This window comes from uncultured Kluyvera sp. (assembly GCF_902485085.1).
GTDB lineage: Bacteria > Pseudomonadota > Gammaproteobacteria > Enterobacterales > Enterobacteriaceae > Kluyvera > Kluyvera ascorbata.
This window is the reverse complement of record NZ_CABTJS010000168.1, coordinates 66,923-90,311: the sequence shown is the minus strand read 5'-3', so window position 1 is coordinate 90,311 and position 23,389 is coordinate 66,923. Positions and strand designations below refer to the sequence as shown.

20 protein-coding genes are annotated in these 23,389 nt (G+C 53.1%); 12 read left to right on the top strand and 8 right to left on the bottom strand.

Annotated elements, in window-relative coordinates:
- The first annotated feature begins 175 nt into the window (after nt 1–175).
- Both RDN66_RS20720 and RDN66_RS20715 read left to right on the top strand, forming a co-directional pair.
- A complete protein-coding gene (locus RDN66_RS20720) occupies nt 176–1,798 on the top strand; it encodes an alpha-glucoside-specific PTS transporter subunit IIBC (protein WP_202216908.1) in 1,623 nt (540 codons plus the stop codon).
- Nucleotides 1,795–3,117 (top strand): 6-phospho-alpha-glucosidase, encoded by a 1,323-nt coding sequence (locus RDN66_RS20715; RefSeq protein WP_308538154.1) that lies wholly within the window; start codon nt 1,795–1,797, stop codon nt 3,115–3,117. Before RDN66_RS20720 ends, RDN66_RS20715 begins: the two co-directional genes overlap by 4 nt.
- 194 nt (nt 3,118–3,311) lie before the next feature.
- Here RDN66_RS20715 and RDN66_RS20710 read toward each other — a convergent pair whose 3' ends face one another.
- Nucleotides 3,312–4,769 carry a sulfatase gene (locus RDN66_RS20710; RefSeq protein WP_035896439.1) on the bottom strand — a complete coding sequence of 486 codons (1,458 nt, stop codon included), beginning with the start codon at nt 4,767–4,769 and terminating at the stop codon, nt 3,312–3,314.
- Between the two features lie 157 nt (nt 4,770–4,926).
- Nucleotides 4,927–6,342, bottom strand: coding sequence for an aryl-sulfate sulfotransferase (locus RDN66_RS20705; RefSeq protein WP_202216909.1), 1,416 nt, complete (start codon nt 6,340–6,342; stop codon nt 4,927–4,929).
- A 260-nt stretch (nt 6,343–6,602) separates the two neighbouring features.
- Between RDN66_RS20705 and RDN66_RS20700 the strand changes: the two genes are divergently transcribed.
- From RDN66_RS20700 to RDN66_RS20665, 8 genes are all read left to right on the top strand, one after another.
- Nucleotides 6,603–7,955 carry a glycoside-pentoside-hexuronide (GPH):cation symporter gene (locus tag RDN66_RS20700; protein WP_308538153.1) on the top strand — a complete coding sequence of 451 codons (1,353 nt, stop codon included), beginning with the start codon at nt 6,603–6,605 and terminating at the stop codon, nt 7,953–7,955.
- A gap of 69 nt (nt 7,956–8,024) precedes the next feature.
- Nucleotides 8,025–8,372 carry a YidH family protein gene (locus RDN66_RS20695; RefSeq protein ID WP_035897558.1) on the top strand — a complete coding sequence of 116 codons (348 nt, stop codon included), beginning with the start codon at nt 8,025–8,027 and terminating at the stop codon, nt 8,370–8,372.
- Nucleotides 8,362–8,724 (top strand): DUF202 domain-containing protein, encoded by a 363-nt coding sequence (locus RDN66_RS20690; RefSeq protein ID WP_035897560.1) that lies wholly within the window; start codon nt 8,362–8,364, stop codon nt 8,722–8,724. Before RDN66_RS20695 ends, RDN66_RS20690 begins: the two co-directional genes overlap by 11 nt.
- Nucleotides 8,725–8,738: 14 nt before the next feature.
- On the top strand, nt 8,739–9,842 hold the full coding sequence (locus RDN66_RS20685; protein WP_308538152.1) for an anaerobic sulfatase maturase: 1,104 nt from the start codon (nt 8,739–8,741) through the stop codon (nt 9,840–9,842).
- Nucleotides 9,843–9,951: 109 nt separating this feature from the next.
- On the top strand, nt 9,952–10,764 hold the full coding sequence (locus RDN66_RS20680; RefSeq protein WP_035897563.1) for a helix-turn-helix domain-containing protein: 813 nt from the start codon (nt 9,952–9,954) through the stop codon (nt 10,762–10,764).
- Nucleotides 10,765–11,010: 246 nt separating this feature from the next.
- Nucleotides 11,011–11,325 (top strand): PTS sugar transporter subunit IIB, encoded by a 315-nt coding sequence (locus tag RDN66_RS20675; protein WP_035897565.1) that lies wholly within the window; start codon nt 11,011–11,013, stop codon nt 11,323–11,325.
- 9 nt (nt 11,326–11,334) lie between these two features.
- On the top strand, nt 11,335–12,723 hold the full coding sequence (locus RDN66_RS20670; protein ID WP_202216913.1) for a glycoside hydrolase family 1 protein: 1,389 nt from the start codon (nt 11,335–11,337) through the stop codon (nt 12,721–12,723).
- 1 nt (nt 12,724) lies between these two features.
- Entirely contained in the window at nt 12,725–14,050 is a 1,326-nt protein-coding gene (locus tag RDN66_RS20665; protein WP_035897569.1) for a PTS sugar transporter subunit IIC, read from the top strand.
- Nucleotides 14,051–14,097: 47 nt separating this feature from the next.
- On the opposite strand, the gene RDN66_RS20660 is transcribed toward RDN66_RS20665, so the two are convergent.
- The 4 genes from RDN66_RS20660 to dsdX all read right to left on the bottom strand — a co-directional run bounded on the left by RDN66_RS20660 (nt 14,098) and on the right by dsdX (nt 19,542).
- A complete protein-coding gene (locus tag RDN66_RS20660) occupies nt 14,098–15,393 on the bottom strand; it encodes a BNR repeat-containing protein (RefSeq protein ID WP_202216914.1) in 1,296 nt (431 codons plus the stop codon).
- Nucleotides 15,393–16,664, bottom strand: a complete 1,272-nt coding sequence (locus RDN66_RS20655; protein ID WP_035895018.1) for an MFS transporter — start codon at nt 16,662–16,664, stop codon at nt 15,393–15,395. The genes RDN66_RS20660 and RDN66_RS20655 overlap by 1 nt, the downstream gene beginning before the upstream one ends.
- Before the next feature lie 200 nt (nt 16,665–16,864).
- A complete protein-coding gene (gene dsdA / locus RDN66_RS20650) occupies nt 16,865–18,187 on the bottom strand; it encodes a D-serine ammonia-lyase (protein WP_202216915.1) in 1,323 nt (440 codons plus the stop codon).
- A 17-nt stretch (nt 18,188–18,204) separates the two neighbouring features.
- The gene (gene dsdX / locus RDN66_RS20645) at nt 18,205–19,542 is read right to left on the bottom strand and encodes a D-serine transporter DsdX (protein WP_035895020.1); all 1,338 of its coding nucleotides are present in this window, start codon (nt 19,540–19,542) and stop codon (nt 18,205–18,207) included.
- 226 nt (nt 19,543–19,768) lie between these two features.
- Here dsdX and dsdC point away from each other — a divergent pair, with 226 nt between their 5' ends.
- The gene (gene dsdC, locus RDN66_RS20640) at nt 19,769–20,695 is read left to right on the top strand and encodes a DNA-binding transcriptional regulator DsdC (RefSeq protein WP_308538151.1); all 927 of its coding nucleotides are present in this window, start codon (nt 19,769–19,771) and stop codon (nt 20,693–20,695) included.
- A gap of 97 nt (nt 20,696–20,792) precedes the next feature.
- Here dsdC and emrD read toward each other — a convergent pair whose 3' ends face one another.
- Both emrD and RDN66_RS20630 read right to left on the bottom strand, forming a co-directional pair.
- Complete coding sequence (emrD, locus tag RDN66_RS20635) at nt 20,793–21,977, bottom strand: multidrug efflux MFS transporter EmrD (protein WP_035895023.1); 1,185 nt, start codon at nt 21,975–21,977, stop codon at nt 20,793–20,795.
- Between the two features lie 175 nt (nt 21,978–22,152).
- Nucleotides 22,153–22,986, bottom strand: coding sequence for a DMT family transporter (locus tag RDN66_RS20630; protein WP_202216916.1), 834 nt, complete (start codon nt 22,984–22,986; stop codon nt 22,153–22,155).
- Between the two features lie 220 nt (nt 22,987–23,206).
- Here RDN66_RS20630 and ivbL point away from each other — a divergent pair, with 220 nt between their 5' ends.
- Complete coding sequence (ivbL, locus tag RDN66_RS20625; protein WP_072011409.1) at nt 23,207–23,305, top strand: ilvB operon leader peptide IvbL; 99 nt, start codon at nt 23,207–23,209, stop codon at nt 23,303–23,305.
- The last annotated feature ends 84 nt before the right edge of the window (nt 23,306–23,389 follow it).

The following is a 23,389-nucleotide window of genomic DNA, read 5'->3' as shown; positions in this document are numbered from 1 at the left end:
TCTATTTTTATCCTAAAAATTAGACAACATCGCCTGAAATAAAACCATGAAAGCGATCACGAATCGCACGCTCCCCGCATGTTGTCTGACGGGCGAATTCCTATTCTCGTAGCAGGCCGGAAATCAACATTAATAAGGCCACTTACCCTACGAGTTGTTAAATGAGGATTGCTAAATGCTCAGTCAAATACAACGCTTTGGCGGCGCCATGTTTACCCCGGTTTTATTATTTCCCTTCGCGGGGATTGTGGTGGGTATCGCCATCATGTTGCGTAATCCAATGTTTGTGGGTGAAGCACTCACCGCACCTGATAGCTTATTTGCTCAGATTGTTCACATTATTGAAGAAGGCGGCTGGACGGTATTCAGAAACATGCCGCTTATTTTTGCCGTTGGTTTGCCGATTGGCTTGGCTAAACAGGCACAAGGGCGAGCCTGTCTGGCGGTACTGGTTAGCTTCCTGACCTGGAACTATTTCATCAATGCGATGGGAATGACCTGGGGACACTTTTTTGGCGTCGACTTCTCCGCTGATCCGGTAACGGGAAGCGGGCTGACGATGATTGCCGGGATCAAGACGCTGGATACCAGCATCATCGGCGCGATTGTCATCTCGGGCGTTGTGACCGCGTTGCATAACCGCTATTTCGATAAACCACTGCCGGTTTTCCTCGGTATTTTCCAGGGTTCTTCGTTTGTGGTTATTGTGGCTTTTCTCGCCATGATCCCCTGCGCGTGGTTAACGCTTTTAGGCTGGCCAAAAGTCCAAATGGGCATTGAATCGTTGCAGGCATTTTTACGCAGTGCCGGAGCCTTGGGCGTCTGGGTATATACCTTCCTTGAGCGCATTCTTATTCCGACGGGTCTGCATCACTTTGTCTACGGTCCCTTTATTTTTGGCCCGGCGGCGGTTGAAGGCGGAATTCAGGTTTATTGGGCTCAGCATCTCCAGGAGTTCAGCCAAAGCACAGAATCACTCAAAACGCTGTTCCCGGAAGGCGGCTTTGCGCTGCACGGTAACTCAAAAGTGTTTGGTTCCGTCGGGATTGCGCTGGCGCTTTACTTCACCGCAGCGCCTGAAAACCGCATCAAGGTCGCGGGGCTGCTCATTCCTGCCACGCTGACAGCCATGCTGGTAGGGATCACGGAACCGCTGGAGTTCACCTTCCTGTTTATCTCTCCACTGCTGTTCGCCATTCACGCCGTATTGGCGGCCACCATGTCGACCGTGATGTACATGTGTGGCGTGGTAGGGAACTTTGGCGGTGGCCTTCTTGACCAGTTTATCCCGCAAAACTGGATCCCGATGTTCCATAACCATGCGTCTGTGATGTTTACCCAGATAGGTATCGGCGTGTGCTTCACCGCCATCTACTTCGTCGTCTTCCGGGCCTTGATCCTGCGCTTCAACCTGAAAACGCCGGGCCGTGAAGACAGTGAAATCAAGCTTTACAGCAAAGCAGACTACCAGGCCGCGCGTGGCAAAACCTCTGCGGCTGGCGCGAGTGACACGAAATTAGGCCAGGCGGCGGGCATCCTCCAGGCGCTGGGCGGGGCCGCCAATATTGAAAGCATCAACAACTGTGCGACCCGATTACGTATTGCGCTAACCGATATGGCTAAAACGCAAAGTGATGACGTATTCAAAGCGCTGGGCGCGCACGGTGTGGTGCGCCGCGGAAACGGTATTCAGGTCATCGTTGGCCTGCATGTACCACAGGTCCGCGACCAGCTTGAAACCCTGATGAAAGATTCTCTACAGACCGAACAAACCACCATGACGGAGGCAGTATCATGAAAAAATTCTCAGTTGTTATCGCAGGCGGCGGCAGTACTTTTACCCCAGGTATCGTCTTGATGCTGCTGGCAAATCAGGATCGTTTTCCACTGCGAGCGCTGAAATTTTACGACAACGACGGTGCGCGTCAGGAGACGATTGCAGAAGCCTGTAAGGTGATTCTTAAAGAGCAGGCGCCGGATATTGAATTTAGCTACACCACCGATCCACAGGCCGCGTTTACCGACGTCGATTTCGTGATGGCCCATATTCGCGTAGGGAAATACCCGATGCGTGAAAAGGATGAGAAGATCCCACTGCGCCACGGTGTACTGGGTCAGGAAACCTGTGGCCCTGGCGGCATTGCGTACGGCATGCGTTCCATTGGCGGTGTGCTGGAGCTGGTGGATTACATGCAAAAATACTCGCCGAATGCCTGGATGCTCAACTACTCCAACCCGGCGGCGATTGTAGCGGAAGCGACCCGTCGCCTGCGCCCGGATGCCAAAATCCTCAATATTTGCGACATGCCTATCGGCATTGAAGGACGGATGGCGCAGATTGTTGGTCTGAAAGATCGTAAGCAGATGCGCGTTCGCTACTACGGGCTGAATCACTTTGGCTGGTGGACATCTATTGAAGACCTTCAAGGGAACGATTTGATGCCTAAATTACGCGAAAATGTCGCGAAGTACGGCTATGTTCCGCCATCAAACGACCCGCATACGGAAGCCAGTTGGAACGATACCTTCGCCAAAGCGAAAGATGTCCAGGCGCTGGATCCGGACACCATGCCGAACACCTATCTGAAATATTACCTGTTCCCTGACTATGTTGTGGCGCACTCAAATCCGGAACGTACCCGTGCCAACGAAGTGATGGATCATCGTGAAAAGAATGTGTTCAGCGCATGCCGGGCGATTATTGCGGCGGGTAAATCCTCGGCGGGAGATCTGGAAATTGACGAACATGCTTCTTACATCGTCGATCTTGCTACCGCGATCGCCTTTAACACTCAGGAAAGAATGCTGCTCATTGTGCCGAACAACGGTGCCATCCATAACTTTGATGCCGACGCGATGGTCGAAATTCCATGCCTCGTTGGCCATAACGGCCCGGAACCGCTGACGGTGGGTGATATTCCAAACTTCCAGAAAGGGATGATGGGTCAGCAGGTTGCGGTTGAAAAACTGGTCGTCGATGCCTGGGAACATCGTTCATACCACAAGCTGTGGCAGGCGATTACGCTGTCGAAAACGGTGCCGAGCGCTTCCGTGGCGAAAGCGATTCTTGATGATTTGATTGAAGCCAATAAGGACTATTGGCCGGAGCTGCACTAAGCGGTAGAGCCCGCAGTTTTTTGCTGCGGGCTCGGTTTTAACAGAACAGATTCAGGCGCGTAAATTGCCCAATAGGGCCCCGGCGCGGTGCAAGAAGTTATCGCGCCCGGTGTGTGGATATCGGTGGCGCCATAAGACGACAACATGCGTCGACATAATGAATCAAACATTACCATAATGGCTTTCAAGGCCGCTTATCCTTGGGTTGGTTTTTCTAGCCCCAGACGTTGATATTGTTCTTCCGGCGCGTCGTTCTCAGCCATCATACGGACTATCTCTTTTTTCAACCGCTCGATAACCGCCGGATTGTGCTGAGGTGTTGCCTGGCGTGGATCGTCGGTCACGTTAAACAGCACGCTTTGCCAGTTATGCTCAAGCGGCACCATACCAAGACCAATATCGGCGATTTTCATTAGTCGGCAACCTTTGGTAAAGCTAAAGGACTCTACCATCTCTACCTGTTGTAGCTCCTGTGGGGTGAAGGGATGACGCATATGGGTCGGCATTAAGGTGTAGTGGTTGAGCGGGCGGTTGGCTTGTATCGGGGCGTGGGTGTACACCCAGGTGCCGTCGGTACAGCTCACCTGAGCGCCATAAACGCCAAACAGCGCCGTTTCGCGGACCGGGGTATCGCTGGAAATTGTCTCCTTCAGTGCTTTACCCTGCATATCCTGCGGGATGGGCAGATTAAAGTAGTCCAGTAACGTAGGGGCTAAATCAATGGTCTGAACCAGCTGGCGGCTTCTGCCAGTTTTTTTGCTGCGCGGATCGTAAATAAACAGCGGGGTGTGGGACACCTCTTCATAAAAATTGGCATCGTTAGCTTTGGCCCACCAATCGTGTTCGCCAAGCAAATAGCCGTGATCGGTGTTGATAATCAACAGCGTATCTTCCCAGAGGTGATATTTGTCCATCATGTCGAGCACGCGACCAATACCGACGTCGCACATGTCCAGCAACCCGCTGTACTCTTCGCGTAGATTCTCCATCCATGGACGTTCTTCGTCCGTCACCTGCGCGTAGTTCGGCCAGTCAAACTCAGGGCCAGCCTTTTTCTCTTTTTGGCGACGATGGAAAAATGGCTCATGTGGGTCGAAGGTTTCAATTTGCAGAAACCAGTTATCTTCCTCGTGGAATTTCTCAATAAATTCGAGGCCGAGGTCGAACGTTTTCTCAATGGGGAATTTATCCTGCTGGAGGATTTTCTCTCTGTTGGCACGATCCTGCGACATTATCTGGCCCAGATGCGGCGGGAACTCCTGGGTTTTGATATCAGGCTCCCAATGGTCACCTTCCTGACCGCGAACGATTTCCCAGGACGCATAGCGATTATGATAGGTACAGCCACCATCTTCCCAGTAATGATAATGGTCGCTGATTAAATGGCTGTGTATGCCATTATGCTTCATGATTTCAAAACAGGAGTCGTCGAAAGGTTCTAATGGCCCCCAACTACGGTGCAGAAAATTATAGCGCCCGGTATGTAATTCGCGCCTGGCAGGCATGCAGGGTAGGCTGCCGACGTAGCTTTTATCAAATACCATGCTGTTTTTAGCCAAACGAGAAAAATTAGGGGTATGGGTCCAGTTGGAATTATATGGGCTGAGATAATGTCTATTCAATGAATCATACATAACCATTATTGCTTTCATACTTTCTCCTGCAGATAATGCATCTAAGTGAGGGGAAGCTAATAGTTATTGCGGTAGGATGTATCAGAGAAAGATCACATAAGGGAATAATCATAAGTTGAATGTGGAATATCATAATAACCGAGCGTCAGAAATTCCACTAACGCTCGGCCATTATTTAGATCAGTTGACGTAGTTCATCATAGGAAAAAATATGTCCACGATAAGTCAGGGCAGGGTAAACAGCGTAACATTCAACCGCGACGGTATTATTGGTATCAATGATAAAAAAGTTGCTGTCAACGCCGTACATGATGCTGTAATAATCGGCCACCTCATGAACCTCTGAGGTTATATTGCTACGCTGACCGGCAATGTCAAAAACATCCAGTAGTTCTACTGTCCTGGCCGTGAGATCGATACCATACACCAGACACTGAGAATCAAACGGTGCCTCATAATATTCATCAGGAATTGGGTCCTCCATTTTCTTATCATTCTCAGTACCATCGTCAAAAAGTGCGGCTTTGTTGTTAAACAGCGTAATAGCCAGACGGTTTTCTGTCATGTAGTTAGCATATTTCGCGTTGGTTGTTGGATAAACGGCATGTTCACCGTTTGGATAGATAAAGCTATCGGCATTAATGGGTTGCAGGTTAACAGATTCGGCAACCAGTGAGTAATTGGGGTTGTCGATAGTCCACTCAATATCGCCATTTTCATAGTTGATGCCGTAAATAGTGCTGGTAGAGCGGTTGTTTAAAATAAGTTGATTAACCTGAGAGCTGAACGCCAGTGAATTAAAATGAATATCATTAGGTTGGGCGTCAATGCAGACATCCTGATTATCAAATAGTGAGGAGTAGTTGCGCGACCACAGTACTTCGCCGGTTGCGACATCATATTTGTAGATAGCGGCCTGTTGTCGTTGCTCAGCGGTCTGGTTTTCCAGTGGGGTCATCAGGCAGAACATGTTGCCGTCTGGACCAAAGGTAATGTCGTGATGAAAACCATTACCTGCGGGGGCCTGGAAGGTTTGGCGGGCCTCACCTAATAGATTCATTTGTTTCAATGTTTGTGCGTAGGTTTCACCTGAGGTGGCAAAGATATCGAAGCCGGGATAAATAGCGCTACCGTCACTCTTCAGATTGTTATTATCCCAGGCGTCGGCAAATGCCATACGCAGGTCACCATTTTTATCGTAGGCGGTGTAATAACAGGTTACCAGCCAGCCGTTGTATAACGTCTGGCTAGCAATTTCTTCGTCATTGATAATGAAGTCAACGGTCAGTGGTGTGTCACCATAATCCTGGCCAGTGGTGTCAGCGATAACGCTGAGTGTTTCATGGCTGCCATCCGAAAAAAAACACTCAATAATGATGGTGTTTTCTGCGTTGGCATAAAGGCCAATGACGGGAATGACTGGGTTTAATGTGTATTCATCATTTTCATAGGTAAACGCACTGTCCGGAGTTTTTCCTTGAACGTGATAACTGAATCTCATTGGTAGAACGGCGGTAATGTTAACGTTTGCGGAGAGCATGTTTTGGTTGAACGGATTAACGATAACGCTAGTCTGAATATCGGTAGACATAATGGTCCTCTTTGTTTTTTAAGTGAATGCAGATAATTTTTAATGGCAGCCTAGATGAATCTGAGGATACTATTCAATATGTGAGGTGAATTGTTGATGTGTTTTTATATAATATATTTATGGAGTGTGCTTTCGTGATGTAATTGCGAGCCTAATCACATATAAAAATAAACATAAAGAGAAAAGCAAAAAACATAATTCAAAAATATAAAATGCTAATCTTAATATGGCGTCAGATGATTCAAACCAACGGATAAATTATGAATAATTCGCTGTTGACGCTAAAAGAGAAGATCGGCTTTAGTCTGGGTGATGCGGCAAGCCATATTGTTTTCGACAATGTGATGCTGTATTTAATGTTCTTTTATACCGATATAGCGGGCCTGCCAGCGGCTTTCATTGGAAGTATGTTTCTGGTAACACGAATATTAGATGCTATTTCCGATCCCTGCATGGGATTACTTGCAGACCGCACACGAACTCGCTGGGGAAAATTCCGTCCTTGGTTGCTCTGGGCCTCAATCCCCTTTGGCATCAGTTGCGTCCTGACCTATACCGTACCGGATTTATCGCTTACAGGAAAAATGGTTTACGCGACAATAACCTATATCTGTCTGACGTTGATGTACACCATCGTCAATATCCCATACTGCGCACTGGGCGGTGTTATCACTAGCGACCCTCAGCAGCGAATGTCTTTGCAGTCCTGGCGTTTCGTTCTGGCGACTGCGGGTGGGATGTTATCCACCGCACTGATGATGAACCTGGTCGACTGGTTCGGCGGTGGTGATAAAGCGTTTGGCTTTAAAGCCAGCATCACTCTGCTGTCAGTGATTGCCGTTGTGATGTTTTTTATCTGTTTCTCTACCACCAAAGAGCGTGTTGTCGCCCCGCCAACCAGCGTGGGTTTTAAAGGAATGCTGGGTGATTTACGGGATATCTGGAGAAACGATCAATGGCGAGTGGTTGGGTTTCTGACAGTGTTTACTATTGTTGGCACTTCAGTTCGCGGCGGCGTAATGATGTATTACGTCACCTGGATTATGGAATCACCTAAACTCTTTTCAATATTCCTGACCACCTACTGCGTGGGCAATATTGTGGGCAGTGCCATAGCGAAGCCGCTCAGCGGGCGATTCTGTAAAGTCTCGGTATTTATCTACTGCAACCTCATCCTGACTTTACTGAGCTTTGCGATGTTTTTTGTGCCAATGGACACCATGGTGGTGATGTTCTGCCTGATCTTTGTGATTGGCGTACTGCATCAGATTATGACGCCGATTAAATGGGTGATGATGGCTGATACGGTGGACTACGGTGAAGTGGTCAGCGGTAAGCGCCTGACGGGAATTAGCTTCGCAGGCACGCTGTTTGTGTTGAAAATGGGCCTCGCCGTCGGCGGCGCGGTAATTGGCTGGATGCTGGCCGCAGGGGGATATCAGGCCGGAGCCAGCGCGCAAACCCCTGCTACGCTTAACACCATTATCGCGCTATTTACCATTGCGCCAGGGATTTGCTATCTGCTTTGTGCGCTTACGGCAAAACTGTTCTACAAGCTGACGACCGAGAAAATGACGCAAATTTCAGCTAACCTGGTCGTGCAGCCTGATTGATTGTTTTAGCCCAGTGGTCAGGTAGAATTGTTGATACTTTGAACAATCGGGAACCATCAAGGAGTAAAGATGAAAATTTCCCGCCTTGGAGAAGCACCCGATTACCGCTTTTCACTGGCTAATGAGCGCACGTTTCTGGCGTGGATTCGCACCTCGCTGGGATTTCTGGCCGCGGGTGTGGGGTTAGATCAGCTGGCACCCGACTTCGCGACGCCGGTGATTCGCGAGGCGCTGGCGCTCCTGCTGTGCCTGTTTGCCGGTGGTCTGGCCATCTATGGCTACCTGCGCTGGCTGCGTAATGAAAGAGCGATGCGCCTGAAAGAGGATCTGCCCTATACCCGCAGCCTGCTGGTGATAAGCCTGATCCTTACTCTTGTCGCCGTGGTGGTGATGCTGCTGGTGCTTTATGCCGGATAGCCGCAAAGCCCGCCGTCAGGCTGACCCTGGGCTACAGCCTGAGCGCACGTCACTGGCCTGGTTTCGCACCTTGCTTGGCTACGGCGCGCTGATGGCGTTAGCGTTGAAGCATAATTGGCATCAGGCAGGCGCACTATTTTGGGTTTCGCTAGCCGTGTTGGCGGTTGTCGCCATCATCCTCTGGCGCTACACCCGCAATCGTAATGTAATGGACGTTAAGCACAGCGATTTTTCCCAGCCGGGCGCGGTGCGTGACAAATTTATGATCTCTCTCGCGGTGTTATCCCTCGCAATGTTGTTTGCTGTTACCCACATTCGCCAACTCATTATTTTTATCAGGGATTTAGCATGACAGGATGTCAGGTAATGGCCAAACCGGCCAGCTCTCGCTGTAACCTTAACTGCCGCTACTGTTTCTATATCGAAAAACCCGAACAGCCGATGATGGATGACACCACGCTGGAGCGATTTATCAGCCAGCACATCGCGGCGCAGCCGGGGCCGGAGGTTAGTTTTGCCTGGCAGGGCGGAGAACCTACGTTGTGCGGGCTGGCTTTTTTCCAGCGCGCGCTGGCGTTACAAAGGCAGTATGCCAATGGCAAAAAGATCCACAACGCCTTCCAGACCAATGGCCTGTTGCTCAACGATGAATGGTGTCGTTTTTTTCGCGAGAACGGCTGGTTGGTGGGAATTTCACTCGATGGCCCGGCGGACCTTCACGATGCCTGGCGCGTTAATCGCAGCGGCAAACCGACGCACCATAAGGTGATAAAGGCAATTGAGACGCTGACGAAACACGGCGTTGAGTTTAATCTGCTGGTGGTGGTTAATCGCCTGAATAGCCAGCAACCGCAGCGCTTGTATCGTTATCTCCGCGGCCTCGGCACGCCGTTTTTACAGTTTATTCCGCTGGTTGAGCGCAATGGTAGCGGCAAGCTCAGCGCTGAATCGGTCACCTCTGAGGACTGGGGTGCCTTTTTGACGGGCGTATTCGATCTCTGGGTACGTGAAGATATTGGCCGGGTTTATGTTCAGCTGTTTGACTCGACGCTTGGCGTCTGGAGAGGCTATCCGTCGCAGATGTGTGCATTCAGCGAAACCTGCGGCCATGCTTTTGCGCTGGAGGCTAACGGCGATCTCTACCAGTGCGATCACTACGTGTATCCCGAATATTATATCGGCAATATTCATCAACAGACGCTACAGGCGCTGAACGTGACGCCTGAGGCGATCGCTTTTGGGCAGCAAAAAAAACAAAGTCTGAAAGATGACTGCCGCCAGTGTCCAGTGCTTCAGTTTTGTCACGGCGATTGCCCAAAACACCGGCTGGCCAACGGCAAAAGCGCGCTTTGTCACGGCTATCGCCACTTTTTCACCTACAGCGCGCCATACATGAAAGCGATGCGTGACCTTCTCAAACAGCGCCGCTCACCGCGGGAATTGATGGCGATGTTAAGCCAGGCTTCATAAGCTTTTTCTGTTTGCCAGACGGGTCTGCCGGATGGCAAACAGGTCAAGGTCTCCGCTACGGATTCTGGTATCACTATCTCTTCACTGTGATGATGCATCTGGAGTCTCTATGCCGCTCGTGCTGCCCCGGGAAACGCACTTTCACCATCCGCTGGAAAGCGTGGTATTCCATTTCTGGAAACCGGAAAAAAATATCAGCCATGAACACACCCATGAATACTGCGAACTGTTTCTGGTGGGCAGCGGCAGCGGGATACACGTCATCAATGAAAAACCGTATCTGCTGAGTAGCGGTACGCTCTGCTACCTGAATCGCCAGGACTACCATCTGTTTGAAGAAATGAAAGCGTTACAGCAGGTGAATCTGCTTTATCTGGGGCGCGATAACTTCAACTTTATCAAGCAGATCGACTATCTCCTGCCGCAAGAGGATGAGAGTAACGTCTGGCAGGTGGACGTAGGCATTATGCAGCGGGTATTTGACCGTCTCGCCAGCCATAACGAAGCGGAGTTCAGCGACAAACTGCTGGCGGAAAGCCATAAAGAGATGATTTTTCTTGAAGTGCTGCACACTCTGAATCTGTGGCGCTATAAAACCCAGGATTTTCACTCCAGCGAAGACCGCATCAGCCAGGTGCTGATTCGCCTCAACGGCCAGTGGCAGCAGCCGCTCGACCTCGACGCGCTGTGCCACGAATTCGGTCTCTCCCGACGCACGCTCCAGCGTGGTTTCAGCGACTACACCGGCGTCTCTCCCCAGCAATATCTCGCCCGCGTGCGGCTATTGCAGTCACACTATCAGCTGCGTTTTACCAACGATTCGGTGAACGACATTGCGATTCGCTGCGGCTTTGGAGACGTTAGCTACTTTTCTCGGGTTTTTCGTCGTCAGTTTGGCGTTTCACCAAATCAGTGCCGTTAATCGGCCAGAGTGGGAGGTAATGCATAAAAAACGAATAAAAATAACACTAATAAATTTAAAAATAACATTTGCATCTTGCTGTTTATAAGAAATAAATTGTCATTTTATTCATCTGTAACAATAAAAGTACCAGCGATATAAATCGGTTTTGTGCCGCCCTTCACTTGTCGCTTTCTACCATACTACGCAGAATATATTTTGCCGCATTTCAGCGGAATATCACGCTTATAACGCCAGGGGAAAATGATGAAGAAGATCTTTTTATGCTGCGCAGCGGGCATGTCGACCAGTATGTTAGTAGAAAGAATGAAACAATCTGCCGCTAGCCGCGATATTGATGTGGATATTACCGCCGTCCCGGTTTCTGAATTCGATCAGATCATCGAAGAGGCCGACGTTATTTTGTTAGGCCCGCAGGTGAAATTCCAGCTTCAGCGTTTAGCGGCCGCCGCTGAGCCGCAGGGCGTGCCGGTGGCTGCTATTGATATGATGCAATATGGCTCGATGCAGGGCGATAAAGTTCTGGATCACGCGCTGTCTTTATTAGCCAAAGCACAATAAGGACGGGCCATGAAATACCATTTTCCTGATAATTTCTGGTGGGGCACCGCAACCAGCGCCACGCAATCTGAAGGCCGAATTCCCGGCGATGGCAAAGGCGATAATATCTGGGATTATGCCTCGCATCACTTTAACGAGCGCTTTTTCCAGGGCGTCACGGCGGATGATACCTCGACGTTTTATCAGCATTATCGGGAAGATATTCAGCGCGCTAAAGATATTGGTCTGAACTCCTTTCGCACCTCGCTCTCCTGGTCGCGGCTGATCCCCGACGGCGACGGTGAGGTCAATCAACAGGCGGTAGCGTTTTATAACGCCGTGATTGATGAATTGCTCGCGCATGGTATTGAACCCTTTATTAATCTCTACCACTTCGATATGCCGATGGCGCTACAGGAAAAGGGCGGCTTTGAAAATCGTGAAGTGATTGATGCCTTTGCCCGCTATGCGCGTATTTGCTACCAGCTGTTTGGCGATCGCGTCCGCTATTGGTTCACCTTTAACGAACCGTTAATTCCGGCAGAAGCAGGGTATTTACACCCTCGTCATTACCCCTATGTCACCGATTTCCGCCGCGCGGCACAGGTGTTGCACCACATTGTGCTGGCGCACTGTAAGGCGGTGGCCGCGTGGCGTGAATTGGGTCTCGACGGGCAGATTGGCATTATTATGGACGTTATTCCCGTCTACCCGCGCAGCGATACGCCGGAGGATTTACGGGCCGCCGCCATGGCTGACCTGTTTTATACCCGCAGCATTAATGAACCTATTTTATTGGGGAAATACCCGGACGAACTGGTGGCGATTCTACGCGAACATGATCGGTTGCCGGAATATTTAGCACAAGACTGTGCGCTTATCGCCAATACGCGTATCGACCTGCTAGGAATTAACTATTACCGTCCGCGTCGGGTAAAGGCGCGCGAAACGCCGCTGGCAGAGCCACACGGTTTTGTGCCGGAGCGCTTCTTTGAAGAATACATTATGCCGGGACGCAGAATGAATACCTCGCGCGGCATTGAGATTTATCCTGCGGCGCTTTATGACATCGCGATGGTGGTGAAAGAACGCTACGGCAATTTACCGTGGTTCGTTTCTGAAAACGGCATCGGTATTCAGGACGAAGAACAATTTATGGTGAACGGCCAGGTGCAGGACGATTACCGCATTGAATTCCTGAAAGAACATTTGGGCTATCTCCATCAGGCAATAGCTGACGGCAGCCATTGTCTGGGTTACCACATGTGGACGTTTATTGACTGCTGGTCGTGGCAAAACGCCTATAAAAATCGCTACGGATTCTATCGCCTTGATTTAGTCACCCAACAGCGGTCGCTGAAAAAATCCGGGCAATGGTTCTCAACGGTGATTGCCAATAACGGATTCGAGGGGGAGTAACATGTCTTACTTTGAACGGCTGGCGGAAAAAATGCTGCCGGTAGCGAATGCTATTGGCAATCAGCGCCATATGCAGGCTATTCGTAACGGCTTAATCTCTATTCTACCGCTGACGATTGTCGGTTCGTTTTTCGTTATTCTGCTGAATATCCCGATTAAAGGGTACATGGATTTTATCGCACCGTGGCGCGATATTCTTGATGTGCCTTTCCGCTTTACCGTCGGGCTGATGTCGCTGTACGCCGCGTTCACCATCGGCTCGTTTTTGGGCAAAAGCTATAAGCTCAACGACATTACCAGCGGCCTGCTGGCGATGCTCGCCACGCTGCTGATGATTGTTCCGGTCAATATTAAAGAGGGCGTTACCGTCGCCGGTGATGCGATTTCCGGGCGTTATATTCCGGTGGCTTCGCTGAGTTCACAGGGGCTGTTTGGGGCGATCATCTCCTCGCTGATTGCCATTGAAATCTATCGTTTTATTAAAGTGCGCAATATCGAAATTAAGATGCCCGCAGGCGTGCCGCCGGTGGTTGCCAGCTCCTTCTCGGCGCTGTTTCCGACGCTGGCGGTGGTGCTGATTTTCTGGGTTCCACGACACTTTTTAAACATCGATATCAACGCCATCATCAGCTACATCATCATGCCGTTGAAAGGCTTTATGACCGGCACCAACCTGTTCGGCGGTATCGTCACGCAGTTCTTTATCGACCTGTTCTGGGTCTTTGGTATTCACGGTCACGCCGTAATGGGGCCGCTGATTCGCCCGCTGTGGGATCAGGCGATTGTGCAGAATATGGAGTTATTCCAGGCCGGGACCAGCGCTTACGACCTGCCGAATATCTTCACTGAACAGTTCTTCCAGTGGTACGCGCAGATGGGCGGTACGGGATCGACGTTAGCACTGGTGGTGTTGTTCATCCGATCTAAAGTTATCTATCTGAAATCACTGGGTAAGTTGTCATTTATTCCCGGCCTGTTCAACATCAATGAACCGATGATTTTCGGCGCGCCGATCGTCATGAACCCGATACTGGCAGTGCCGTTTATCCTGGCGCCGATGGTCAACACGGTGGTGGTGTATCTCTTTACCATCAGTGGATTGATTCCGCGCATGATGGTGAAACCGCCGTTTACCATCCCGGCGCCGCTGGGGGCGCTTATCACCACCAACTGGAACCTGATTGCCTGCGGTCTGGTGTTTATCTGCTTCTTTATCTCGTTGGCTATCTACTACCCGTTCTTTAAGGTCTATGAGAAGAAAATGCTGGAAACGCAGCAGGCCCAGCAGGAAGAAGAGGAGAAGGCGAAGCTGCTGGCGGATGCCTGATAGGATCAAAGTGCGCGCCCGCCGCTGCCCTGGCAGGCGCGCTTTTATTAATTTTTGACTTCAATGACTTCCAGCAGCGTGGACCCGGTTTTTGCCTCGTGTGGCACATCGCGGAAAATAGGCAGTGATTCCCAGCGCAGCCAGTAGCGATTCTGCGGACTGTAGTCGCTGTTTTGCGCGGCGATCAACTGCACTTCCGCCTGCGGCGCAATACCCTGCTGCGGTTGTCGCAGCGCATCAGGCAGCGGTGAAATCAGCGGGCGTTTGCCCACCACCGTAAGCTCCCGGTCATCAATAATCCACACTCCGCTTCCGGCCCAAATAGAGGTCCACTCCACCTCAAGTTTGCCGTTGCCGATAGCGCGCGGCGCACTGAGCGTCACGTCTGGCGGAATCGACCCGCCGCCGTTAAAGTCCCAGCGGAATTCCCATTGGCTGATCTGCGTTTTTTGCCAGCGACCGGTGCCATCCGGGCGAGCCAGGTAGGCCTGCGACAATCCCCGGTCATCATAACGATGATAGATCAGAACCGGGCGCGCCTGATTATCAAAGCCCACTTCCTGCACCATATTAATCAGCCCGCCGCCGATGCCCGCATCGTCGACAATCTCGCCCTGATGGCGGGCAATGGGCAGCGTGAGCGGCGTGCCGTCTGATTTTTCCCAGTGCTGAAGGTCGCGGCTGCGTGCGTACGAGAGGTTATTGTTGGTTTCGCAGTGCGGCGTTTCGCGCCACATCCACACCATATGCCAGTAGCCGTCCGGCCCCAGCAGCGGCCGGCGGGCGTAGCCGTTGCGTGCGCCTTCTCCGTTGAGCAGCGGTGTCTCCAGCAGGCGCGACCACTGCTGACGCTCGGCGTCGAAAATGTTGTACAGGTCATCGCCATTACCGCTGCAACCGTCGCGATAGCGGAACAGCAGGCGGCCCTGCACGTCTTTGAAGAACACCGGATAGGTGGCCCGCGCTTCGCGTTCGCCGGTCATCGACGGCACGCACTCCAGGGTGGTGACGTCCAGCGGCGCGCGGCTTCTGAAGTAAATAAGCGGATCCACGTGCATATTGCCGGAAAGATGCAGGTATCCGGCGCTATCTACAGCCATCGTCAGATAATTGTGCGAATCAAACTCAGTGATATGTGAATAACGTTCACGCTCTGGCAGCCAGAGCCCCTCTGGTTGAAACGTCTGCCATGAGCCGTCGGGCAGCTCGCGCTGGCCCACGGTGATACGGTGTTCTGCGTCATACCAGGCGGCGAACTGGTGATTGCCGTGATTAATCAGACAGTAAAGTACGGTGAAATCTGCGCAGGCGTGAGCCACGGGCGCAACAACGATATCGGTCATCAGACGGTCTCCGGACGAGAAACAAACGATTTTTTACGGCGTAGGAAGAAGGCGGCTAGCACCAGCGCGCCAATAGGATGCAGGGTCGCACCGGCATAAATCGGCATCGAATAACCAAAGTGGTCGATAATGGTGCCGACAAAGCCGTTAAAGATAATGGAGGTCACCCCCCCCAGCGCGCTCATCACGCCGATAGCGGTGGCGATAGCTACGCGCGGTGCCAGCCCGCCCATCATGATGGTGGCCATACTGAGCCAGGCGGTGCACATAAAGTTAATCACCGTCATGATAGCCACCGCCGCGTAGGCGTTGCTGATGGACGGCAGCAGGAACACCAGCGGTGCCAGGCAGGTGACGGACCAGATAATGGTTAAGCGGGCGCGAGTTGCGTCCATACCGCGTGCCACCAGACGGTCAGAGGCCCAGCAGACCGCGAGCACACCAAACACGGCAACCAGCGGCGGCAGCCACATCAACTTGCCGACTTCCGCCAGCGTCAGGCCGATTTTTTCCTGCATAAAACCCACCTGCCAGTACTGGTAGAAGAACCAGAACGGATCAGTGAGCAAGCGAGCAATCAGCAGCGCCCAGATAGGTTTTGAGGTCAGCACCATCTTGTAGCGCTCAACCAGCGGCACGCTGACGGCGCTCACCTGCGCCGTGTCGTCGGCCGCAGGCGGCGTTTTACGGCTGGAGAGATACCACATCACCCCGACCACCACGCCTGCCATTGCTGGAATAAAGAACGCCCAGCGCCAACCGGTAGATATCGTCACCCAGGCGACAAACGGTGGCGCAAGAATCAGCCCTAATGACTGAATAATATTGGTGAGCTGGAAGGCGAAGGCGCGCTGCTCGGCGCGAAACCAGGTAAAGACCGCCAGCGTTAGCGCCGGTACGATCCCGGACTCCGCCAGCCCCAGCATCACGCGCCCGACAATAAGCCCGGTCATCGAGTGCGATAGACCGGTAATGAGCGTGGCAATCGACATCAGTACCATCAGCGCGCACAGCACATAGCGGCTACCGAAGCGATCGACGATGCCGCCGACGAAGAAATACATGAAAGTGTAGGGGATCATAAAGGCGCTGATCAGCACCGAATAATCACTATTATCGAGCCCCAGCTCCTGCATCAGCGTGGTTTTGAGGATGGAAACTATTTGCCGGTCGAGCGAAAAGAAAAACAGCACGCAGCCGAGGAGCAGAAGCAGTACCCAGATGAGCAGGGTAAAACCGCCGCGGCCGACCGATTTTTCAGCCTGTTGCATTGTGTTCTCCGGTTTATCGTAGGGATACGAGGTAAGTCGGAGTATATCGATGCCATTTCTTAACGTTGGTGGCAGGGGAGAGGAGTGTGACGTGCGGCAATACGCTTTGACCTGAGATGCCACAATAGGGGGAGAAGTGGCACGATTGTCATGCAGCAGCATCGCGTAATGGCGGCGATGCTGCTTGAGGTTAACGTGACTTAGCGTCCTTTCGCCAGGTACTGCGCCATTTCGGCTTCTGGTACCATGCCGCCGCCCGTCGCCCACACCAGATGGGTGGCGTGATTGAGCTGCTCTGCGCTGAAGCCATGCATCTGCTGGTAATCCGTGGAGGCGCAAACGTGCTGAGGGCCAGCCATGCCTGCCAGCGCCGACGGCTCAAGACGAATGCCTTCTTCCTGCGCCAGCCAGCCCAGCATGTCGTACAGGGTCTGGTCATCCAGCGTATAAAGACCGTCGAGCAGACGTTCCATCGCCCGGCCGACAAAGCCCGAGGCGCGACCGACCGCCAGCCCATCCGCCGCTGTCAGGTTATCGATGCCGATATCCTGCACGGAAATGGTATCGTGCAGCCCGGTGTAAATCCCCAGCAGCATGCACGGTGAATGAGTCGGTTCAGCGAAGAAGCAGTGTACGTTATCACCGAATGCCAGCTTCAGGCCAAACGCCACGCCGCCAGGGCCACCGCCGACGCCGCAAGGCAGGTAAACAAACAGTGGATGGTCTGAATCCACCGCGCGTCCCTGCTGCGCAAACTGCGCCTTCAGACGCTGACCGGCGACCGCATAGCCTAAAAATAGCGTGCGGGAATTTTCATCATCGATAAAGAAACAGTTTGGATCGGACTGCGCCGCCTTACGACCTTGTTCAACCGCCACGCCGTAATCTTCTTCGTACTCCACTACCGTTACGCCGTGGCTGCGCAGTTTGGCTTTTTTCCACGCGCGGGCGTCAGCGGACATATGCACCGTGACGTTAAAGCCGATGCGCGCGCTCATGATGCCAATCGACATCCCGAGGTTGCCGGTGGAGCCAACCGCGATGCTGTACTGGCTGAAAAACTGTTTGAACTCCGGCGAAAGCAGCACGCGGTAATCGTCTTTGGTGGTCAACAGACCGGCTTCCAGCGCCAGTTTTTCCGCATGGGTCAGTACTTCATAAATGCCGCCACGTGCTTTAATCGAGCCTGAAATCGGCAAATGACTGTCTTTCTTCAGCAGGAGTTCGCCGTTAATGTGCTGCCCGAACGCTTTTTCCAGCCGTTTTTGCATGGCCGGGATCGCGGCCAGCTCAGATTCGATAATGCCCCCGGTGGCGGCGGTTTCCGGGAAGGCCTGAGCCAGATACGGCGCGAAGCGCGTCAGACGAGCGTGGGCGTCCTGAACGTCGTGTTCGGTCAGGCCTACATACGGTAAACCTTCCGCAAGAAAGGTGGTGCCGGGGTTAAACCAGACCGTTTCCTTAAGAGCGACCAGGTCTTCCACTAAAGGATGCTGGGCGATAAGTGTTTGAATGTTTTCCATAGTCAGTCTCTTTGCGCTTAGATAATAAAGGAAAGCAGGAATGTGCATGCCAGTGCAATCACTGACGCGATAAATGTCGCAGTCGTATAGTATTTGAACGTCTCATTCAGGGTGGCACCACAGTACTGCTTCACCAGCCAGAAGAGGGAATCGGTGACGATCGTGCAGCCAATAGCGCCAGAACCGATGGCAATAGCGATGATCTCCGGGCTGACGTTAGGGTAGAGTGGCAGCATCGGTGCCACGATTGCCGTCGCACCCATCATCGCCACCGTGGCAGAACCTACCGCCGCGTGCAGAATCAGTGCAACCAGCCAGGCCAGCAGAATCGGGTGCATATGCATGTTCGAGAGGATCAGCGCGAGGGTATCCGCCAGCCCGCTGCTCTTGAGGATAGCGTTGAATGCGCCGCCTGCGCCGATAATCAGCAAAATGTTAGCAATGGAGCCAAAACCGTTTTCGGTGTGGGTCAGCAGCGCCCCCATACCGATGTGCTGGCGCAGGCCGAGAATGTAATAGGCCACGAAAACGGCGATAAACATCGCGGTGATCGGGTTACCAATAAACTCCAGCAGCGTATACACCGTGCTGCCTTTCGCCATGTTCAGTTCCGCGACGGTTTTCACCAGCATCAGGCCAATTGGTAGCAGTACGGTAAATAGCGTCGCGCCCAGCGATGGTAGCGTGCTTTCATCACGCACTTTCAGGTCGGAAAACTCAGCCGGTACTGGCTTAAACGGCAGACGATTACCGAGAAACTTCAGGTACAGCGGCCCGCCGATTAGCGATGCCATTAAGCCCACCAGTAAACCGTAGACAATCACGGTGCCAATGTCCGCGCCCAGCTTGTTAGCCACGAACAGCGCCGCCGGATGCGGTGGTACTACGCAGTGCACCGCCATCAGCGCGGTACACAGCGGGATCGCCAGCTTCAGCAGCGAAGTATTGGTCTTTTTGGCAATAGAGAATGCCAGTGGAATTAATAGCACCACGCCCACTTCAACGAACAGCGTGATCCCGCAAATCAGCCCGACCAGCACCATAATGACGTCGGCGGAAAGCCAGCGGCAGCGCTGTAGCGTCAGGCCGATGCGTTCGGCCGCGCCGGATACTTCCATCATTTTTCCGAGGATAGTCCCAAGGCCAATAACCGCCGCGAGGAAGCCCAGCGTGCCGCCGATGCCGTTCTCGATGGCATTGACCATATCCAGCGGCCCCATGCCCATCATTGTCCCCACGAAGAAACTGGCTAACAGCAGCGCCAGAAACGGGTGGAATTTGAACTTCACGATGGTCAAAACGATTAACACGATGCTTATCAGCAGCGTGCTCACAACCCAGATCTGAGAGTGCATAGCTCACCTTGCCCTGTGATTAATATGGGTTTATTGGACAAAAATAAGGCACCCGCTGACAAACGATATAAATCGTCCTTCACGTGAGCCAGATTGAATCAAGAGCGTGATTTACGTCTTATTACCGGTGATTTATGCGATATGAGTCATTCTGATTCATCTTTGTGCTGATTTTGTCGGTGATTTTTTTTACACTCCGGCGAAAAAAGGCAATACGGAGAGGAATATGGAACCCCTGCGCGAGGGCAGAAATCGTCTGCTGAATGGCTGGCAGCTATCAAAGCTGTATACCTTCGAAGTGGCGGCCCGGCATCAGTCGTTTGCGCTGGCGGCAGATGAACTGTCATTAAGCCCCAGCGCCGTCAGCCACCGTATTAACCAGTTGGAAGAGGAGCTGGGTATTCAGCTCTTTGTCCGCTCGCATCGTAAAGTAGAGCTCACTCACGAAGGTAAACGCGTGTTCTGGGCGCTGAAATCGTCGCTGGATACGCTCAACCAGGAGATTCTTGATATCAAGAATCAGGAGCTATCGGGGACGCTCACCGTCTACTCGCGGCCTTCTATCGCCCAGTGCTGGCTGGTTCCGGCGCTCGGCGACTTTACCCGCCGCTACCCGTCCATTTCACTGACCATCCTGACCGGCAACGACAACGTTAATTTACAGCGCGCTGGGGTCGACTTGGCTCTCTATTTTGACGATGCGCCTTCCGCACAGCTTGCGCACCACTTCCTGATGGATGAAGAAATTCTGCCGGTATGCAGCCCGGAATACGCCCGCCGCTACGCTCTGACCGGCTCGCTGGTGAACCTACCGCACTGTACGCGGCTGCACGACAGACAGGCGTGGAGCAACGACTCAGGGACCGACGAATGGCACAGCTGGGCGCAGCAGTATGCGGTGAATTTGCCGACATCGTCTGGCATTGGTTTCGATCGTTCTGATTTAGCGGTGATTGCGGCGATGAACCACATCGGCGTGGCGATGGGGCGAAAGCGGCTGGTGCAAAAGCGCCTCGACAGCGGGGAGCTGGTGGCTCCTTTCGGTGATAAGGCGCTGAAATGTCATCAGCATTATTACGTCACCACGCTGCCCGGCAGGCAGTGGCCGAAAATTGAGGCGTTTATTGGTTGGCTTCAGGAGCAGGTTAAATAGGCGTTTTATGCCGGGTGGCGGCTCCGCCTTACCCGGCCTACTCATGCCCAATGTAGGCCGGATAAGCGAAGCGCTATCAGGCAACGGTCGGACGTGATTACACCGCCTGACCCTGATGCGCAAAGCGCGACGCCAGCGGCAGCCAGCAGAGGAAAATCAGCAGCCCCATCAGCGTCATCAGCAGCCCGATGCTGGCCTGCCCGGTTTGCGGCATCATCGCCGACAGCCAGGCCAGCACGCCGGAACCAATGTTTTGCAGGCCGCCAACCAGCGCCCCGGCGGTACCGGCGAGGAACGGGAAGGGCTCCATCGCGCCGCTGGTCGCCAGCGGGAACAGCATCCCCGCGCCGAAGAAGAACAGCGCCGCAGGGACCAGCAGCGTCCAGATATTCATGACGCCGAGCAGACCCGGTATCCACATCATCACGCCCGCTGCCAGACAGCACACCACCGACTGCCACATCAGCGTCGGGAAGCGTTTTTTCGGCCGTCCGGCGAACCAGGCGCCAAAGAACGCTGCCGGAATCGGCAGAATAAACAGGATGCTGACCGTCATGCTGCTTAAGCCCAGCACGCCGCCCATCAGCACGCCGGAGCTGGCTTCAAACACCGCAATACCGGCCAGGCCGCCAATCAGCATCAGCAGGTAGCAGTTAAAGCCGCTGTTACCGAACAGCGTTTTGTAGTTGCTGATAAGCCGGGTTTTCGGTGCGCCGGTCGGGCGCGTTTCCGGCATCCAGCGCGCCATGCTGAAGGTGACGCCCGCGCAGAGCACCAGCAGAAAACCGTAGCAGGCACGCCAGTTGATGAGCGTCTCCAGCACGCCGCCAATCAGCGGTGCCAGCAGTGGACTCACCAGAATACCCATGTTTAACAGGCTGTTAGCGTGGCGAAGCTGACTGCCCTCATAGAGATCGCGCGGCAAGGTTCGCGCCATCACGCCGCCCACGCCGGTCCCCATCCCCTGCATCGCGCTGGCAATAATCAGCACCGTCAGGCTGTGCGTAGTGATAGCGACCAGCGTCGCCAGCATAAAAATCGACATCCCGACGAGGATCACCGGGCGGCGACCCACGCGGTCAGAAAGTGGGCCGTAGAACAGCTGTGAAACGCCATAGGTCAGCAGATAGGCCGCCATCACGCTCTGCACCGCCCCTTCGCGGACATTCAGGTCGTTCGCCATCTGCGCAATTGCGGGAATATAAATGGTTTGCGCCATCTGACCGACGGCGACGAGCAACACCAGCATCACCAGGATATTGACGTTTCTATCTCTTTTCATTTCGCTGATAACTTTATAAAAATTAGGTTTATAAGAATAAATGTCCAGGAATTGCGCTAAAAGCGAGAGGAATCTACCACAATGAGGTGACGATTTAATCATACGTCATGTAAATGAAATGTGTGATGCAGGCAGGATTTATACACGTAAACGGCAACAATAGTTGCCAGTTTAGTCAAGAGAGGCGTAACAGAATGGCACCCGCGGCGATACCGCCAGCGGCCAGCAGACGCAGCCCGGCCACCCGTTCTTTGAGCAGCAGCCAGGCAATCAGCGCGCCAAACAGAATCGAGCTTTCACGCAGCGCGGCGACCACCGCCAGCGGAGCCTGGGTCATCGCCCACAGCGCCAGACCGTAGGAGCCCATGGTCCCCATGCCGCCAAGAACGCCTTTCTTCCAGTGCTGCACCAGATAGCGAGACGCTTCACGACGGCGGGCGATCATCGCCCAGCACAGCAGGCTGGAGCCATTGAGGAAAAACGACCATAGCGTATAGCCCAGCGCGGTGCCCGACAGGCGCACGCCGGTGCCGTCGATCAGGGTGTAACCGGCAATAATCCAGGCGTTCAGCAGCGCTAACATCACGCCACGTTGCGAACCACCTCGGCCATTGAATGCCATGCAGAGGATCGCCGTACAGATAACCGCGATTCCGCACCACGCCAGCGTGGATAGATGGTCGCCAAGAAACAGCACGCTGATGATTGCTACCAGCAGCGGCGCGGTGCCGCGCATCAGCGGGTAGGTCTGGCTCATATCGGAAATCTGATAGGTCTTCGCCACCAGTACGGTGTAAATCACCTGCAAGACGGTGGAGACCACCATAAACGGCACGCTGGCGGCCGAGGGCGTTGGCGCAAAGGGTAAAAGCAGCAACGCGATGAGCGCGGCGGAGCCGGTGACGCCGATAGCCGAATAGAGTTTGTCGTTTCCTGCCTTAACAATGGCGTTCCAGCTGGCGTGTAAAAGTGCGGCAAACAGCAAAATGCAGAAAACAGAAAGCGTCATGATAATGCGTTGCTTAGGGAGATTTCACCAAAACTTAACACAACCCACGGGCGGTGACCAAGGCCAGAAATAGGGGATAAATGGGACAGCCTGGATAATTTCCCTGATCACGATAATGTGATCTTTGCTGCATTTTTGTGCGGATGGAAATATTTCCATTGTCAGCCCGGAAAAGCTGTGTTTGTATAAATTCACTAAACGAATTGAGAGAAGACCCTTAATGACCCCATCAATGCTGACTTCGACCCTACTAAAAACCGCGCTACCAGCCGCGGTGGTCGTCGTGCGTGTGGTGGTGGTCGTCGGCAATGCGCCGTAGGGTCAGGAACACACACGATTCCAAACCCCGCCGGCGCAAACCGGGCGGGGTTTTTAGTTTCTAGCCCCCTCCGGATAGTCGGCC

Coding starts and splice junctions, on each gene's coding strand:
- RDN66_RS20720 (WP_202216908.1), top strand. CDS start 176: ATGCTCAGTCAAATACAACGCTTTGGCGGCGCCATGTTTACCCCGGTT.
- RDN66_RS20715 (WP_308538154.1), top strand. CDS start 1,795: ATGAAAAAATTCTCAGTTGTTATCGCAGGCGGCGGCAGTACTTTTACC.
- RDN66_RS20710 (WP_035896439.1), bottom strand. CDS start 4,769: ATGAAAGCAATAATGGTTATGTATGATTCATTGAATAGACATTATCTC.
- RDN66_RS20705 (WP_202216909.1), bottom strand. CDS start 6,342: ATGTCTACCGATATTCAGACTAGCGTTATCGTTAATCCGTTCAACCAA.
- RDN66_RS20700 (WP_308538153.1), top strand. CDS start 6,603: ATGAATAATTCGCTGTTGACGCTAAAAGAGAAGATCGGCTTTAGTCTG.
- RDN66_RS20695 (WP_035897558.1), top strand. CDS start 8,025: ATGAAAATTTCCCGCCTTGGAGAAGCACCCGATTACCGCTTTTCACTG.
- RDN66_RS20690 (WP_035897560.1), top strand. CDS start 8,362: ATGCCGGATAGCCGCAAAGCCCGCCGTCAGGCTGACCCTGGGCTACAG.
- RDN66_RS20685 (WP_308538152.1), top strand. CDS start 8,739: ATGGCCAAACCGGCCAGCTCTCGCTGTAACCTTAACTGCCGCTACTGT.
- RDN66_RS20680 (WP_035897563.1), top strand. CDS start 9,952: ATGCCGCTCGTGCTGCCCCGGGAAACGCACTTTCACCATCCGCTGGAA.
- RDN66_RS20675 (WP_035897565.1), top strand. CDS start 11,011: ATGAAGAAGATCTTTTTATGCTGCGCAGCGGGCATGTCGACCAGTATG.
- RDN66_RS20670 (WP_202216913.1), top strand. CDS start 11,335: ATGAAATACCATTTTCCTGATAATTTCTGGTGGGGCACCGCAACCAGC.
- RDN66_RS20665 (WP_035897569.1), top strand. CDS start 12,725: ATGTCTTACTTTGAACGGCTGGCGGAAAAAATGCTGCCGGTAGCGAAT.
- RDN66_RS20660 (WP_202216914.1), bottom strand. CDS start 15,393: ATGACCGATATCGTTGTTGCGCCCGTGGCTCACGCCTGCGCAGATTTC.
- RDN66_RS20655 (WP_035895018.1), bottom strand. CDS start 16,664: ATGCAACAGGCTGAAAAATCGGTCGGCCGCGGCGGTTTTACCCTGCTC.
- dsdA (WP_202216915.1), bottom strand. CDS start 18,187: ATGGAAAACATTCAAACACTTATCGCCCAGCATCCTTTAGTGGAAGAC.
- dsdX (WP_035895020.1), bottom strand. CDS start 19,542: ATGCACTCTCAGATCTGGGTTGTGAGCACGCTGCTGATAAGCATCGTG.
- dsdC (WP_308538151.1), top strand. CDS start 19,769: ATGGAACCCCTGCGCGAGGGCAGAAATCGTCTGCTGAATGGCTGGCAG.
- emrD (WP_035895023.1), bottom strand. CDS start 21,977: ATGAAAAGAGATAGAAACGTCAATATCCTGGTGATGCTGGTGTTGCTC.
- RDN66_RS20630 (WP_202216916.1), bottom strand. CDS start 22,986: ATGACGCTTTCTGTTTTCTGCATTTTGCTGTTTGCCGCACTTTTACAC.
- ivbL (WP_072011409.1), top strand. CDS start 23,207: ATGACCCCATCAATGCTGACTTCGACCCTACTAAAAACCGCGCTACCA.